This window comes from Flavobacterium sp. 90 (assembly GCF_004339525.1).
In the GTDB taxonomy this organism is placed as follows: domain Bacteria; phylum Bacteroidota; class Bacteroidia; order Flavobacteriales; family Flavobacteriaceae; genus Flavobacterium.
The window spans coordinates 6638279-6653812 of record NZ_SMGE01000001.1 but is presented as its reverse complement, the minus strand read 5'-3'; the positions used below and the strand labels follow the sequence as shown (position 1 = coordinate 6653812).

Genomic DNA, 15534 nt, shown 5'->3' with positions numbered 1-15534 from the left:
AATATCTAAAAATATCTTCACCTAAATTTTCTAAATCTTCCTTCGTTTCTTTTCCGTTTAAAACGGCAGCCGAATTTCTGTTTTTTCGAATAATTGAAGGTTTGTCTTTAAAGTAATATTCAAAATAACGTGCTGTATTATTGCTTCCGGTGGCAATTACGGTGTCAAAATTTTCCAGTTTGCCTTCCACGAAAGTGATTTTATCTTTAAAATTTTCATCTACAGCAATTAAATACTTGGCTAAAAACGGTAATAAATGCTGATCGTTTGAAGATGTTTTGATTAAAGCTTTATTTCCGGTAATCAAAACCGATAAAAAATCGTGAAATCCTACTAGCGGAATATTTCCTGCCAATATTAAAGCAACAGTTTTTTCTTTTTTGTCTTCCTGAGAAAATTCAGAGGTATATTTAGAAAGCCATTTGTCAATGTTTTCTTCCGTTAAAGCGTCTGCCCATGATTTTATTGCAAAATACACTTGTTCAGGTGTATACCAGCCATTATGAGATTGCGATAAATGTATCAGCTTTTCGAAATCATCAAAAAATAAATCGTTGTGTAAAACATCCGATTTTTTAATTGTTTCCTTTTCTGAGAATTGTTTTAAGAAATTCCCTAATTCAACAAAAACACTTTTTTTTGTTTCTAATGTCATAATGTTTGTTTATGAAGAGTTTTGATTGTAATTTTGCACAAAAATAAGGATAAATAAGTCGAAAGTCAAAAGTCATCAAGTCAAAAGCTAAGAATGTCTTTTTTTGACTTTGAAACATTAAGACTTTTAACTCGTAACCAAGAACAAAATGGCAATAATTATAACTGACGAATGCATAAACTGTGGGGCTTGTGAACCAGAGTGCCCAAATACAGCAATTTATGAAGGAGCTGATGATTGGAGATATAAAGACGGAACTAGTCTTTCTGGAAAAGTAATTTTACCTGACGGAACTGAGGTTGATGCTGGTGATGCTCAAACTCCAATTTCTGATGAAGTATATTACATCGTTCCTGGAAAATGTACAGAATGTAAAGGTTTTCATGATGAACCTCAATGTGCGGCTGTATGTCCTGTAGATTGTTGTATACCAGATGATAATCACGTAGAAGATGAAGAAACCTTGTTGAATAGACAAGCGTTTTTACACGGTGAATAATTTTATTTACCTCAAATAGGTAAGTAAAAATCCTGAGTTTAAACACTCAGGATTTTTTTTGTCGCTTTTTTAATATAATTTTTTCGTATAATACTGGTATTTAATGTTTTATTTTAGTTAATTTGATGATGATTTTATAATGCTTAAGTGTTTTTGGTCGGTAAATTTTAATAATTGCTTATGAAGAGACTGATACTTTTATTTGTTTTATGCTTTAATATTGGCGTTTTTGCTCAAAAAGTTGAGTATTCAATTGTTGTGAAAGATATCGAAACACAATTGCCAATTGAAAATGCTGCCGTGCTTATTATGAAAACGAAACAAACGTTAATAAGTAATCACGACGGTAAAGTAACTTTTATGCTAAGCGGAGCTTCAAATATTCAGGTTTCTGAAACTAATTATGAAAAAGTGACACTTCGTTGGGGAGCTTTAAAACCAGATATGTTCGTAGTTTATCTTAAAAGCAACAACAATAAACTAGATGAAATTGTAGTATCAAAAGAAAAACCATTTAAAATACTCAGTAAAATTGTTTCAAATTCAAGACAAAAATTAGCAGATTCATACCGACTTAAAGTTTTTGTAAGAGAGTTTTTTATGCTGGATAATAAATATTCATATTATAATGATGGTTTGGTTAACTTTCAATTTGTTGCCCGCCAAAAAAAGGTTAACACAACTTTATTAGTGGAGCAAAATAGATCTTACGGTTTATTAGAAACAGATGTAAGTGCTGATTTAAAAGGTTATAATTTGAATAACATAATGGAGAATTATTCTAATTTTAAGTACTTCGATCCTCTTTTGGATCCAAAAACAAAAAAAGAATATGATTTTATAACCAAAGGACATCCCAAAAACAAAAACTATTATGTCATGACGGCTACACCTTTGAATAAATCAAAAAAAGCTATTGACAGTTTTGAAATTACTTACGATCCGGAGAAAAAACTAATTATTGAATTTACAATTACTATTGCTCCTGGAAATATTCCTGAAACGGAAGAAAAACCAAGCGTAGGTTCTAAACACATCACGAGATCTTTTGTAAAAGTGAATTACAGAACAGATGGTTTAGATTATTATTTACTGAGTTCTAATGAAGAAATAGCGTATGATTTGATATTAAAAGACAATAAAGTCAAAAATATTCAGGTTAGGAATAATTTTGTAACGACAAATTTCAATAGAAACAATTTTACGTATAGCGAAAGTGATGTCTTTAAAGAGAAATCACTTTTTAATAAAAAGAATAAAATTCTAACCAATTACTGGGATATTTCTGGATTTACAGCGACAGATGAAGAAAGAGCAATTGTAAGTTCGCTGGAATTTAAAATGTAGTTTGATAATTATTAATTGTTGATTGTTAATTGTTAATTGTTGATTGTGAAATATGAAATGTGAAACGTTTTTATATAAAAAATCCTGAGTTTTTGGCTCAGGATTTTTTTTGTCTGGCAGAGCGAAGTCGAAGCCTTGCTCAGGAGAACATAATTATGTTAGAAATATCAATCAATATTTAATCTACAATTTTGCCTTTAGGCACTAAATATTGGTAGAAAACAGTAATCGTTATCGATTTAGCGTGCCGTAGGTACGCAATAGTTATCGTTTTGTTGCGTACCTACGGCACGCTAACGTATTTCGAATCTACAAAAACTACCAATATTTAGTGCTTAGCAGCACATTTTAACTCTTATTTGTATTAGAAATTAAATCCAAGTCTTGCATAGTAGTACGCTCCGCTGAAACCCATTTGTACGGCGTCCCAATATCCACCAGCTTCTGTATTACCTTGTTCATCTTGTTTAGTAGGATAAACGTTGAATAAGTTATTGCTTCCAATACTTAATTTTAGGCTTTTGCTTAGTTTGTAACCTAAAGTTATATCAGTTACCAATCTTGGATTGTAAACATCGTCTTCGTCATTATAATCCACCAAAACTACTTTGCTAAAACGTGTAAAGGCTAGACCTGCATCAAATTTATGTATAGAATAATTTAGGTTTAAACCAAATTTACTATCTGGAGCTGAAGCTAATAAAAATGCTTTTTCACGTCTTCCGAAGAAAATATCTGCTGGTAAAGTGCCATTTTTTACATTGTCAATTTTCATGTCGTTAATGTTTCCAACAAAAGTTGCTCCAAATTGTCCAAAATCAAATGATTTTTTCCAAGAGAAAACTAAGTCCAAACCGTGAGTACTTGTGTCTACACCATTTGCAAAAAACTGAGCTTTGTCAACTCCTAAATTCAATGGTTTTGCATCAAAATATCCGGTAAGAACGATACGATCTTTTACTTTAATATAATATCCATCGACCGTAGCTGTGAAATCTCCAAAAGTTGCGGTGAAACCCAAAGAAGCATTTACAGCTTTCTCTTCGTTTAATTTTTGAATTCCGAAAGCTCTCGTAACCGGACTATCGTTTGGTGCCAAAAGTACTTCGGTTGCACCGCCGGCATTGAAGTTTGTAAAACGTAAATTATAATAAACCTGAGCTAATGATGGAGCACGAAATCCTGTACTAATAGAACCTCTCGCATTAATATGATCTGTGATTTTAAGTCTTGAAGCTAATTTTCCGTTTAGAGTACTTCCGAAATCACTATAATTTTCAAAACGAACAGCTCCACTTACCATTAAAGCTTCAGTTACATCTAACTCAGCATCAGTATATAAAGAGAAGTTGGTGCGGCTTTCATTTACCACATTTGCGGGGCTATATCCAGGGAATCCCTGAGAACTTCCAGGTCTCGCAATAGTTGGTGAAGATGTAGGATCAGTAGGGTCATAATCAGGATTTGGAATTGTTGGCGGACTTTGAGTCGTTGGATCCGTGATTGGTTTTCCGTTAGTGTCATAAGTCGTATATGAACCTTCTTCACCAGCAAAAATTTCGAATTTTTCTACTCTGAATTCTGTTCCAAAAGCAATATTAAAGCCTTTTAAAACATCAGGATAGTTTTTAGAAATATCAAAATTAGTAGTGTTTTGAAGTAAACTATGTCCACCTGCGTCAAATTCAAGAGGAGATTTGTCCAAAAGAGAAGCATTTATTGTTCCCTTAATATCATAATGAAATTTATTTTTTCCGAAAGTATTGCTTAAATCCATTTTCCATCCGCCGGAAGTTTCTGTTCTAATTCCTGCTGCAATTGAATTGTCATTAATTTTTGAGGTAATTCTTGGCGTATATCCACCAGGATAAACAGACTCTACAACTCTTTCTCCGTCATTTCTGGTAAACGCATAAGCATCAGTATTTCTAACGCTGCTTCCTCCAAAAGCATAAAATTCTGTTTTATCAGCAATTGGAATGGCAAGATTTCCAAAGAAATTCAATCCGTTAATTTGAGCATCACCAAAGCCTTTTCTAAAATCATAGCCAGGTCTCAAAGTTTTTTCCTTATTGATAAATTCTCCTGTAAAGTTAGCATAACCGCCTTTTGTTCCAAGAGCAACTCCATAATTGGCAGCCACTTTTACAGATTGTCCATCAAGAGATTTGTTTTTCCCGTAAGAGTTTCCATTTCCTTTTGTGTCCAATCTATAATCTTTAGTATTTGGCGTTCCCGGTAAAAAGTCTCCTTTTGCATCTGTGTTAAAAGCACCATAAGTTACAGATCCTGTTAACTCATTTACATTATCTGCAGTTACAATATTAATAACACCTGCAATGGCATCAGAACCGTATTGTGCAGCGGCGCCGTCTCTTAGAATTTCAATTCTTTTGATAGACGCAACCGGAATAGCGTTCAAATCCGTTCCTGTATTTCCACGTCCGCGAGTACCAAATAAGTTGATAAGAGATGATTGATGTCTTCTTTTTCCGTTAATCAAAACCAACGTCTGGTCAGGTCCCATACCTCTTAAAGAAGCAGGGTCAACGTGGTCAGCACCATCAGAACCGGACTGTTTGTTAGCATTAAAAGAAGGAGCAACATATTGCAGTAATTGATTGATTTCAATTTTTCCGCTTTGTGTTGTTACATCTTTTACATTGATAACATCGATAGGAACTGCCGAATTTACAACTGTCCTTTTAGCATTTCTGGATCCAACGACTACTACGTCACTTAAAATCTGACCGCCGTTTTGATCTAATACAATGCTAACATCGCCACTTGTAGCTTGTTTTTCAATAGTAGTATATCCAATATAACTAAAAATTAAAGTAGCGCCATCTTTAACTTTTATTTTGTAACTACCTTCAAAATCAGTAGATACGCCGTTTGTGGTTCCTTTTTCAAGAATGTTAACGCCAGGTAAAGGTGCGCCTGATTTGTCTTTTACAACTCCCGAAACTTCTTTTTGTGCAAAAAGAAACGCTGTGTTTAATAGAAATAGTAATAATGCAATTTTTCTCATGGTTGTGTGAGTTTGGTTTATTTTTTCATTTTGATTGTTGTTAAATGTAGTATTTTTTAACAAAATTTTAGTAAAAAGTTTAATTATTTTATCAACCATGCTTTAAATTATATTAATCGTCATTTTTACTTCACTTACGAGCTATTAAATCTTATATTTGCAAAATTTTAAAGCCAAAAAATATCATTTTGGCAGAAACAAAAAATCAGATATAAATTATATATCAGTAAAGTAACCACCTATATATTAAGGTAGAAGCATTAATGATAAGACCTGAGGGAATCAGGATCTAATAAAAAATAAATAGAAACAACAGATGAAAGCAGGAATTGTAGGATTACCAAATGTTGGAAAATCAACATTATTTAATTGTTTATCTAATGCAAAAGCGCAAAGTGCGAACTTTCCGTTTTGTACAATCGAACCTAATATTGGTGTTGTAAACGTTCCGGATCCAAGAATCAATAAATTAGAAGAATTGGTAAAACCAGAACGCGTACAAATGGCAACAGTTGATATTGTTGATATCGCTGGTTTGGTAAAAGGTGCAAGTAAAGGTGAAGGTCTTGGAAACCAATTTTTAGGAAACATTAGAGAGTGTAATGCTATTATTCACGTTTTACGTTGTTTTGATAATGACAATATCGTTCACGTTGACGGAAATGTAAACCCAATTCGTGACAAAGAAACGATCGATATCGAGTTGCAGTTAAAAGATTTAGAAACTGTTGAAAAACGTTTAGAAAAAGTAAATCGTGCTGCTAAAACAGGAAATAAAGAAGCACAAACTGAAAAAGCACTTTTAGACAGAATCAGAGAAGCGTTATTACAAGCAAAATCTGCTCGTACAATTACTCCTCAAGGTAATGACGAAGAAGTTTTAATGGAATCTTTCCAATTAATTACTGCAAAACCAGTATTATACGTTTGTAATGTTGATGAAAATTCAGCAGTAAACGGAAATAAATATGTAGATCAGGTTCGTGAATTAGTAAAAGATGAAGATGCTGAAGTAATCATTCTTTCAGTAGGAGCAGAAGCTGATATTACAGAATTAGAAAGCTACGAAGAGCGTCAGGTTTTCCTTGAAGATATGGGATTAACAGAGCCGGGAGCATCAGTTTTAATTCGTGCAGCTTACAAGTTATTAAAACAACAAACTTACTTTACAGCAGGTGTAAAAGAAGTTCGTGCCTGGACAATCAATATTGGAGCAACTGCGCCACAAGCAGCAGGAGTTATCCACACTGATTTTGAAAAAGGATTCATTCGTGCTGAGGTAATTTCATACGAAGATTACGTTCAATACGGTTCAGAAGCAAAAGCAAAAGAAGCAGGAAAATTCAAAGTAGAAGGAAAAGAATACGTAGTAAAAGATGGTGATGTAATGCATTTCCGTTTTAACGTTTAATTTTTTCTTTTTTAGATAGTAGAAGAAAGAATAAAGAGTAAAGAAAATAGACTAAAACTGCTGGAGAGATTCAGCAGTTTTTTTTATGCTAAAAAAAATAAATGTAATTATTCTTTGCGTATAGTTTGTCATTTCGATTTCTATGATAAAAGCAAATCTTTTTTAGGAGCTAATCCCGCTATCCGTTTCAATCTTTTGTGTCGAACCCTGCCACAAAAGGATTTCCACTTCTATCGGGGCTAGGGCTATTATTTTAATAACAAAATTTTCGTCTAGTTTGTCATTTCGATCCCGAAGCTTCGGGAGAGAAATCTCCGCAAGTAACTCGACAAAGATTGGCGAGTTTCTAAATGGAGCTCCTAGTGTGATTTCTCCCTTCGCTCGAAATAACAAAAATGAAAACAAACATCCAAAAAAAAATAAACAATAAAAAAAATCCGTTTAAATCCGTGTTTTCGCGTAGGCGAATCCGTATAATCCGCGTCCCATCATTTTTTTGGCTCAAAAATTGGTTACAACAAAAAACACCATTTTATAAACCTAAAAACAACCAACCAAAATGCTAAAAAAGACCTTCAAATTTCTAGGCTGGACAATCCTCGGAATCATTACTTTTCTTGTTCTTTATGTAATCTCTGTTTATTTAATTTCTAAAATCACCGTCAATTCAGATATTGCACAAGTTGACGAAAAAGATGCGATTCCTATTTACATACTTTCCAACGGAGTTCACACAGATATTGTAGTTCCGATTACTACAGAAATTAAAGATTGGCGAAAAGAGATTCAATTCAGCCAAACGCAATCAAAAGATAGTTTAATGCAATTTGTAGCTTTTGGTTGGGGTGATAAAGGATTTTATTTGCATACACCAGAATGGTCAGATTTAAAAGCAAGTACGGCTTTAAAAGCTATTTTCGGAGTGAGTTCATCGGCAATGCACACAACTTTTTTTAAACAACTTAAAGAAGGTGAAAATTGTAAACGTATTCTGATTTCAAAAGAAAACTATCAAAAACTAGTGGCTTATATTTCAGAAAGTTTCAATAATCCAACAAACCCGGAATGGATTCAAGGTTATAGCTATGGAAAGAAAGATGCTTTTTATGAAGCAAAAGGAAGTTATAGCTTATTTTATACTTGTAATACATGGGCAAACTGCGCACTAAAAGCGGCTAATCAAAAAGCAAGTTTATGGACAATTTATGATAAAGGGATTTTTTGTCATTATAAATAAATTAGTTTTAAAAGATTAAAATTAGTGTAGTCCCTACGGGACAAAAAAATACAGGCAGTAATATTTTTTACCAATATTTAATCTGTACGAGATATTCCTTAGGAACTTATTTTATTCAGAATTAATTTCGAAAGTTTTTTTGATATAAATAGAAAATCGCAAGAAGTATCTCGTAGAGATTAAATATTGGTAGACAAAGAAATAAATACGTTAAAAAATGTCCCGTAGGGACTACACATATAACACACTTATATTACAAATGAAATTTTGAACATGGTTAAAATGTAATTTTTGTGCAAAAAGCAACAATTCAAAATTTTTGGGAATTCCTTAAATTTGGGAGAATATCAAAAATACAGTACATGAAAATTAAAAATATATTCTCCAAAACTTGGTTTCTTCTAAAAAACACCTTTTTAGAATTTAACGATGATAATGCAATTAAGCTAAGTGCAGCATTGGCATATTATACCATATTTGCATTACCGCCATTATTAATTATTATAATCACAATTTGTGGTTTCTTTTTTGGAGAAGAAGCTGTAACAGGAGAATTGTATGGACAAATTAATGGTTTGGTAGGTAATGGCGCGGCAAGTCAAATTCAGGAAGCTATAAAAAATGTGCAGTTATCTGGCGATAATCTTTTTGCAACAGTATTTGGAATCGTTATGTTGTTAATTGGAGCGTCTGGAGTTTTTGCTGAAATACAAAGTTCTATAAATTTTATTTGGGGATTACGTGCAAAACCCGACAAAGGAATTAAGAAATTCATTCAAAATCGCTTAATGTCATTCTCTATGATTGCTTCTGTAGGATTTTTAATGTTGGTCAGTCTTTTTATAAGTACAACTTTAGATTTACTGAGTTCACGTTTAAAAGTATATTTTCCAGAGAGTACAGTATATTTATTTTATGTGGTTAACATAGTTATTGTCCTGGCGAGTATTACAACTCTTTTTGCCATTATTTTTAGAACATTGCCTGATGGAAAAATAAGATGGAAAGATGCTTTTATAGGATCAGGAGTTACAGCTGTTCTTTTTATGATTGGTAAATTTGCCATTGGTTTTTATTTAGGCAGTTCTACGGTTGCTTCTGTGTATGGTGCGGCAGGTTCTGTTATAATAATTCTGGTTTGGGTTTATTATTCGGCAATAATTCTTTACTTTGGAGCAGAATTTACGAAAGTCTATGCTAAGTCTTATGGAGGAAAAATCTATCCAAATGAATATTCTGTAGAAATAGCAAAAGAAATTTATGAAATCGACAAACCCAAAAAAGAACCCATAGAAGAAACATTACAAAAAGAGAAACCATGAAAATAGTAGCCTTTGGAGGAAGTAACAGTCAGCATTCTATCAACAAACATTTTGCGACTTATGCAGCGAGTTTATTTGAAAATGCAGAAGTAGAAGTTTTGGATTTGAATGATTTTGCAATGCCATTATTTAGTGTTGATTTAGAAAAAGAAATCGGTCAGCATGAACTTGCAAAAGCTTTTCTAAAAAAAATTGAAAGTGCTGATGTTTTGGTGATTTCCTTAGCAGAAAATAACGGAAATTACTCTGCAGCTTTCAAAAACTTGTTTGATTGGAGTTCCAGAATAACGAAAGAAGTTTTTCAGCAAAAAGCTACTTTATTATTAGCAACTTCTCCCGGACCAAGAGGCGGAGCTTCGGTTTTAGAAATCGCTAATAATGCTTTGCCAAGATATGGTGCACAAATAAAAGCTACTTATTCACTACCAACTTTCAATGCTAATTTTAATCTGGAGGAAAATAAAATCTCAAATACGGAGTTAGATAAGGAATTAAAAGACATTATTAAGTCTAGTTTCTAATATATGACCCTAAAAAAGATTGCCTTTACATTCCTTTTCCTGAGTTTTATCTTTCCGCATTTGTCGTATTCTCAAAAATACGATGCGATTGATAATGTTATACTCAAATATCCCAAACATTTTAGTTCTACAGAAAGTCTGGCCGAAAGAATTCGGGAAGATTTTACAACAGAACATGATAAAGCACGAGCTATTTACAGCTGGATTGCTTTGAATATTAAATACGATTATAAAGCTTACTTAAATCCGCCAAAGTCAATTCGGTTTAGTTACAGAAATGAAGCTGAAAAACAAAAGCAGCTAGAAGCATTAAAGGATAAAACATGGCAAAAGGCATTTGATTCTCAAAAAGCAGTTTGCGAAGGTTTTACGCTTTTATATCAACGTTTGGCAACTTTAGTTGGTTTAAAAGCTGAGGTTGTTCGTGGTGATTCAAAAAGATTATTAAGTGATATTGGCCGTCAAAATTCACAGTCAAATCATGCATGGAACATGGTTCAGATTGATAGAAAATGGATTTTGGTTGATGTAACCTGGGGACAAGGATATTATGATAGTAACAAAAAGGCAATGGTGAATTATTTTAATGCTGTTTATTTTGATACTGATCCAAAGTACTTTTTTGCAAAGCATTTTCCTGATTCGGGAGTTTATCTGAATGAAAAATTAAACAAAGACGATTTCTTAAACGGACCTCTTATTTTTGATGCAACTATCGAAGGAAATAATGAAATTTTATCACCTGATTCCGGAATAATTGAAGCGAATGATGGAGATAAAATAACTTTCAGAATTAAAAATATTTCAAAATCAGATACACTTTTTTATGTAAAAAAAGGAAAAGCGACTAAAATTGAAAACCCAAGAGAAGTAAGAGGATCACTGGAATTTCAGGTTACTTATGATAAAAGAATGGGATCTTATATTACTTTCTTTTTAGGTCAAAACAGTATAGCATCTTTCAAAATAATTCCACAATAAAAAACAAACTACTTAATTTTTATCCCTTACAATTTAAGCTTCCTAATGACACTAAGAAAAATCGTCTTTGCATTCTTTTTATTAAATATTGTTTTCATAAATCTATCTTATTCACAACAATATAGCGCCATTGATAGTATAGTTTTGAAATATCCAAGTTTTGGAAGTACAGAAAAATTAGCAGAAAGAATAAAAAATGATTTTACATCAGAACATGACAAAGCAAGAGCAATTTATAGTTGGATTGCATTGAATTTGGATTATGACTTAAAAACTTATTTAAATCCGCCAGAACCCAAAACTTTTACTTCTAAGAATGAAGCAGAGAATGCTAAACAAATTCAATTAGCGCATTCAAGTACAACTCAGAAAGCATTTAGATCTAAAAAAGCAGTATGTGAGGGATTTTCTTTGTTGTACCAGCATTTGGCGACATTATCGGGATTAAAATGTCAGGTCGTAACTGGAGATTCTAAAAGATTATTGAATGATATTGGAAGAAAAAGATTAGGATCAAATCATGCTTGGAATACGGTTCAAATCGACGGAAAATGGATCTTAATTGATGCTACTTGGGGACAAGGATATCTTGATGAAAAGCGTCAAGTTGCAGTAAAGAAATTTACGCCCATTTATTTTGATATGATTCCCGAATATTTCTATATGACACATTTTCCAGAATCGTCAATGTATGCAAGTAACACCGGAAATAAAGAAGCATTTTTAAACGGACCACTTATTTACGGCTCATTTGTAAAAGAAAATTGCGAGGTTGTGATGCCTTTTTCAGGCATAATTAAAGCAAATGACGGAGATAAAATTACTTTTAAAATAAAAAATCTTTCAAGAATTGACGATCTTTATTACCTGGATAAAAAAGGAGAACGTGTCCAGATTGAAAATCCAAAAGAGGAAGACGGAATATTAGAATTTCAGGTTACCTATAATAGAAAGTATGGTCGTTTTATTACTCTTTATCTTTTTAGAGAAGGTCTTATGGCTTTCAAAATAGCTCCAAAACAAACATAATTACGATGTTTGTTTAAAGAATTTTCTTCTTATATCGAATTGGCGTATCTTAGCGATTAATGTTTTTGATAATTAACATAGTGCCAGATTATGGAAACAACTTTCCTGAAATCAATTTTAGATAATGATTTCTATAAATTTACGATGCAGCATACTGTAATAAAACTTTTCCCGAAGGCAAGAGTTCGTTATGGTTTTATAAATAGAGGAAAACATGTTTTTCCACCGGGATTTGCAGATTTACTTCGAAAAGCAGTAGATGCAATGGCAGATTTGCGATTGACAAAAGAAGAAAAATTATATTTATCGCATCATTGTCCTTATTTAGATCCTACTTATTTTGACTTTTTACACGGATATATTTATGATCCGTCTGAAGTTCAAATTAGTCAGGAAGGATCAGAAATAAAAGTTACTGTTGAAGGATATTGGTATCGTACTATTTTATGGGAAGTGCCTTTGATGGCTCTGATTTCGGAACTTTTTTATAAATCAAATCATTTAATTCGCTTAAACGACGAAGCTGTAAAAGAGCTTACCAAAAACAAAATTGATAATTATAACAAACTTGGAGTTTCGATTTTAGAATTTGGTACGCGACGTCGCCATTCTTATGATGTACATGTTTTGATAAATGATACACTTCGAACATTTGGTTCAGAAAGTTTTATCGGAACCAGCAATGTACATTTTGCGATGGTTAATAACATCAGGCCTTTAGGAACTCATGCACATGAATGGTTTATGTTTCATGCGGCACAATATGGCTTTAAAATGGCTAATTTTATGAGTCTTGAGCACTGGACACAAGTTTATGGCGGAGATTTAGGAATTGCTTTGACGGACACTTATACTACTGAGATTTTCTTTAGTCAATTTGACAAAAAATATTCTAAACTTTTTGATGGAGTTCGTCATGATAGCGGAGATCCAATTGAGTTTGCACAAAAAGTAATTTCGCATTATACCAAAATGGGAATTGATCCGAAATCAAAAGTGATTGTTTTCTCGGATTCTTTAAATTACGAGAAAGTAAAAAGTATAACAGATTTTTGTAAAGATAAGATCAAAATGTCGTTTGGTATTGGAACCAATTTTACCAATGATGTAGGTTTGCCATCGATGAATATGGTTATAAAACTGACCGAAGTTAAACTTGAAAACCGACATTGGGAAGGCGTTGTAAAACTTTCTGACGAGAAGAATAAAAACACGGGAACGCCCGAAATGATTGAATTGGCTAAAGAAGTACTGGGAATCAAATAGTATTATTTTTTTTCAAAGCTGATTTTTTATATTTTTAAGCGTGTATTATTTTAAAATCAATTTAAATAGAATTCAAAGCTGTTATAATTCGTAACAAAAAAGAAATACGCTTTCATTTTTTGACTATAAATGGTACATTAGCCAAAAATCCAATTTACTTTATGCTAGAGCAAAATCAATATACCGAAGATAATATTCGATCACTCGATTGGAAAGAACATATCCGTATGCGTCCCGGGATGTATATCGGAAAATTGGGAGATGGATCTTCGCCAGATGATGGTATTTATATTCTATTAAAAGAGGTTTTAGACAACTGTATCGATGAGTTTGTAATGGGCTCAGGAAAAACTATTGAAGTGTCTATCAAGGATAAAACGGTTTCGGTTCGTGATTACGGACGTGGAATTCCGTTAGGAAAAGTAGTCGATGTTGTTTCGAAAATGAATACGGGAGGAAAGTACGATTCTAAAGCTTTCCAGAAATCGGTAGGTTTAAATGGTGTCGGAACAAAAGCGGTAAATGCACTTTCAAATTATTTCAGAGTAGAATCTGTTCGTGATGATAAACAAAAAGGAGCAGAGTTTTCAGCAGGAAATTTAGTTTTAGAAGAAGATATAATCGACACAACGAAGCGAAAAGGAACAAAAGTTACTTTTACGCCAGATGAAACTATTTTCAAAAATTACAAATTCCGTATGGAATATGTGATTAAAATGGTTAAAAACTATTGTTACTTAAACAATGGTTTGACAATTATTTTTAATGGAGAAAAATATTATTCAGAAAATGGTCTTCGTGATTTATTAGAAGAAACCATTAATGCAGAAGATCTTGAATATCCAATTATTCACTTAAAAGATCACGATATTGAGATCGCTTTAACGCACAGTAAAACGCAATATAGCGAAGAATATCACTCTTTTGTAAACGGTCAGAATACCACACAAGGAGGAACGCACTTAGCGGCTTACAGAGAAGCAATTGTAAAAACCATTCGCGAGTTTTACAACAAAAACTTCGAAGCATCTGATGTTCGTAAATCGATTGTAAGTGCGATTAGTATTAAGGTAATGGAACCGGTTTTTGAGTCTCAGACAAAAACTAAATTAGGTTCTACAGATATGGGTTCTGATGATGGAACGCCGCCGGTTTCTGTCCGTACATTTGTAAACGATTTTATCAAAAATAAATTAGACAGTTATTTACATAAAAACCCACCAACTGCTGAAGCTTTATTACGTAAAATTCTTCAGGCTGAACGTGAGCGTAAAGAATTATCAGGAATTAGAAAATTAGCGACAGATCGTGCCAAGAAAGCGAATCTTCATAATAAGAAATTAAGAGATTGTCGTGCGCATCTTCCAGATACAAAAAATCCTAGAAACTTAGAAAGTACGCTTTTTATTACCGAGGGAGATTCGGCTTCCGGATCGATTACAAAGTCACGTGATGTGAATACTCAAGCGGTTTTCAGTTTACGTGGTAAGCCTTTGAATTCGTACGGAATGACAAAGAAAATCGTGTATGAAAACGAAGAATTCAATTTATTACAAGCGGCTTTAGATATCGAAGACGGACTGGAAAAATTACGTTACAACAACATTGTAATTGCAACCGATGCCGATGTCGATGGTATGCACATTCGCTTGTTATTGATTACGTTTTTCCTTCAATTTTTCCCGGAATTAATAAAAGAAGGACATTTGTATATCTTGCAAACGCCACTTTTCAGGGTTCGAAACAAAAAAGAAACTATCTATTGCTATTCGGATGAAGAAAGAAAAGATGCGATCGAAAAACTAAAACCAAAACCAGAAATCACCCGATTTAAAGGTTTGGGAGAGATTTCGCCAGATGAGTTCAAAAACTTTATTGGAGAGACGATTCGACTTGACCCAATTATGATGGATAAAAACACTTCGATTGAGCAATTATTGTCTTTCTATATGGGTAAAAATACCCCAGACAGACAAGAATTCATCATCAAGAATTTGAAGGTTGAATTGGATGCTGTTGAAGAGGAAGTTTAAAAGAAAAATGAAAATATGAAAAGCGCAGACAGTGACTGCGTTTTTTGAGATATAAAAATCCGAGTCATTGACTCGGATTTTGGAATTTTAAATTTCTCAGTCACTGACTGAGGTATTCAAAAAAAAGAAATGAGTGATTTTGTTTTTACCAGTAATAGTAATCTTGCCAGTAAATATAAAACCGTTTTACCAAGCGTTGAGG

General features: G+C 32.8%; 12 protein-coding genes. 10 read left to right on the top strand and 2 right to left on the bottom strand.

Annotation, left to right across the window (positions count from 1 at the left end; translation table 11 throughout):
* The coding region (locus C8C83_RS27160; protein ID WP_243653118.1) for an acyl-CoA reductase at positions 1–655 on the bottom strand (655 nt) is incomplete at its 3' end.
* Positions 656–803: 148 nt separating this feature from the next.
* Here C8C83_RS27160 and C8C83_RS27155 point away from each other — a divergent pair.
* Both C8C83_RS27155 and C8C83_RS27150 read left to right on the top strand, forming a co-directional pair.
* A complete protein-coding gene (locus C8C83_RS27155; RefSeq protein WP_121325862.1) occupies positions 804–1154 on the top strand; it encodes a 4Fe-4S dicluster domain-containing protein in 351 nt (116 codons plus the stop codon).
* Positions 1155–1334: 180 nt separating this feature from the next.
* Positions 1335–2501 (top strand): hypothetical protein, encoded by a 1167-nt coding sequence (locus C8C83_RS27150; protein WP_121325861.1) that lies wholly within the window; start codon positions 1335–1337, stop codon positions 2499–2501.
* A 364-nt stretch (positions 2502–2865) separates the two neighbouring features.
* Here C8C83_RS27150 and C8C83_RS27145 read toward each other — a convergent pair whose 3' ends face one another.
* The gene (locus C8C83_RS27145) at positions 2866–5532 is read right to left on the bottom strand and encodes a TonB-dependent receptor (RefSeq protein WP_121329892.1); all 2667 of its coding nucleotides are present in this window, start codon (positions 5530–5532) and stop codon (positions 2866–2868) included.
* Positions 5533–5848: 316 nt separating this feature from the next.
* Between C8C83_RS27145 and ychF the strand changes: the two genes are divergently transcribed.
* From ychF to C8C83_RS27105, 8 genes are all read left to right on the top strand, one after another.
* On the top strand, positions 5849–6943 hold the full coding sequence (gene ychF, locus C8C83_RS27140) for a redox-regulated ATPase YchF (protein WP_053473683.1): 1095 nt from the start codon (positions 5849–5851) through the stop codon (positions 6941–6943).
* Positions 6944–7502: 559 nt separating this feature from the next.
* Positions 7503–8180: a TIGR02117 family protein gene (locus C8C83_RS27135; RefSeq protein WP_132011988.1), complete on the top strand. Its 678-nt coding sequence runs from the start codon at positions 7503–7505 to the stop codon at positions 8178–8180.
* A gap of 362 nt (positions 8181–8542) precedes the next feature.
* Positions 8543–9502, top strand: a complete 960-nt coding sequence (locus C8C83_RS27130; RefSeq protein WP_121329891.1) for a YihY/virulence factor BrkB family protein — start codon at positions 8543–8545, stop codon at positions 9500–9502.
* A complete protein-coding gene (locus C8C83_RS27125) occupies positions 9499–10023 on the top strand; it encodes an NAD(P)H-dependent oxidoreductase (RefSeq protein WP_121325859.1) in 525 nt (174 codons plus the stop codon). Before C8C83_RS27130 ends, C8C83_RS27125 begins: the two co-directional genes overlap by 4 nt.
* Positions 10024–10026: 3 nt before the next feature.
* Positions 10027–11004: a transglutaminase domain-containing protein gene (locus C8C83_RS27120; protein WP_121325858.1), complete on the top strand. Its 978-nt coding sequence runs from the start codon at positions 10027–10029 to the stop codon at positions 11002–11004.
* A gap of 45 nt (positions 11005–11049) precedes the next feature.
* Positions 11050–12033 carry a transglutaminase domain-containing protein gene (locus tag C8C83_RS27115; protein ID WP_121325857.1) on the top strand — a complete coding sequence of 328 codons (984 nt, stop codon included), beginning with the start codon at positions 11050–11052 and terminating at the stop codon, positions 12031–12033.
* Positions 12034–12123: 90 nt separating this feature from the next.
* A complete protein-coding gene (pncB, locus tag C8C83_RS27110) occupies positions 12124–13299 on the top strand; it encodes a nicotinate phosphoribosyltransferase (RefSeq protein ID WP_121325856.1) in 1176 nt (391 codons plus the stop codon).
* 161 nt (positions 13300–13460) lie between these two features.
* A complete protein-coding gene (locus C8C83_RS27105; RefSeq protein WP_121325855.1) occupies positions 13461–15332 on the top strand; it encodes a DNA topoisomerase IV subunit B in 1872 nt (623 codons plus the stop codon).
* Positions 15333–15534: the final 202 nt, after the last annotated feature.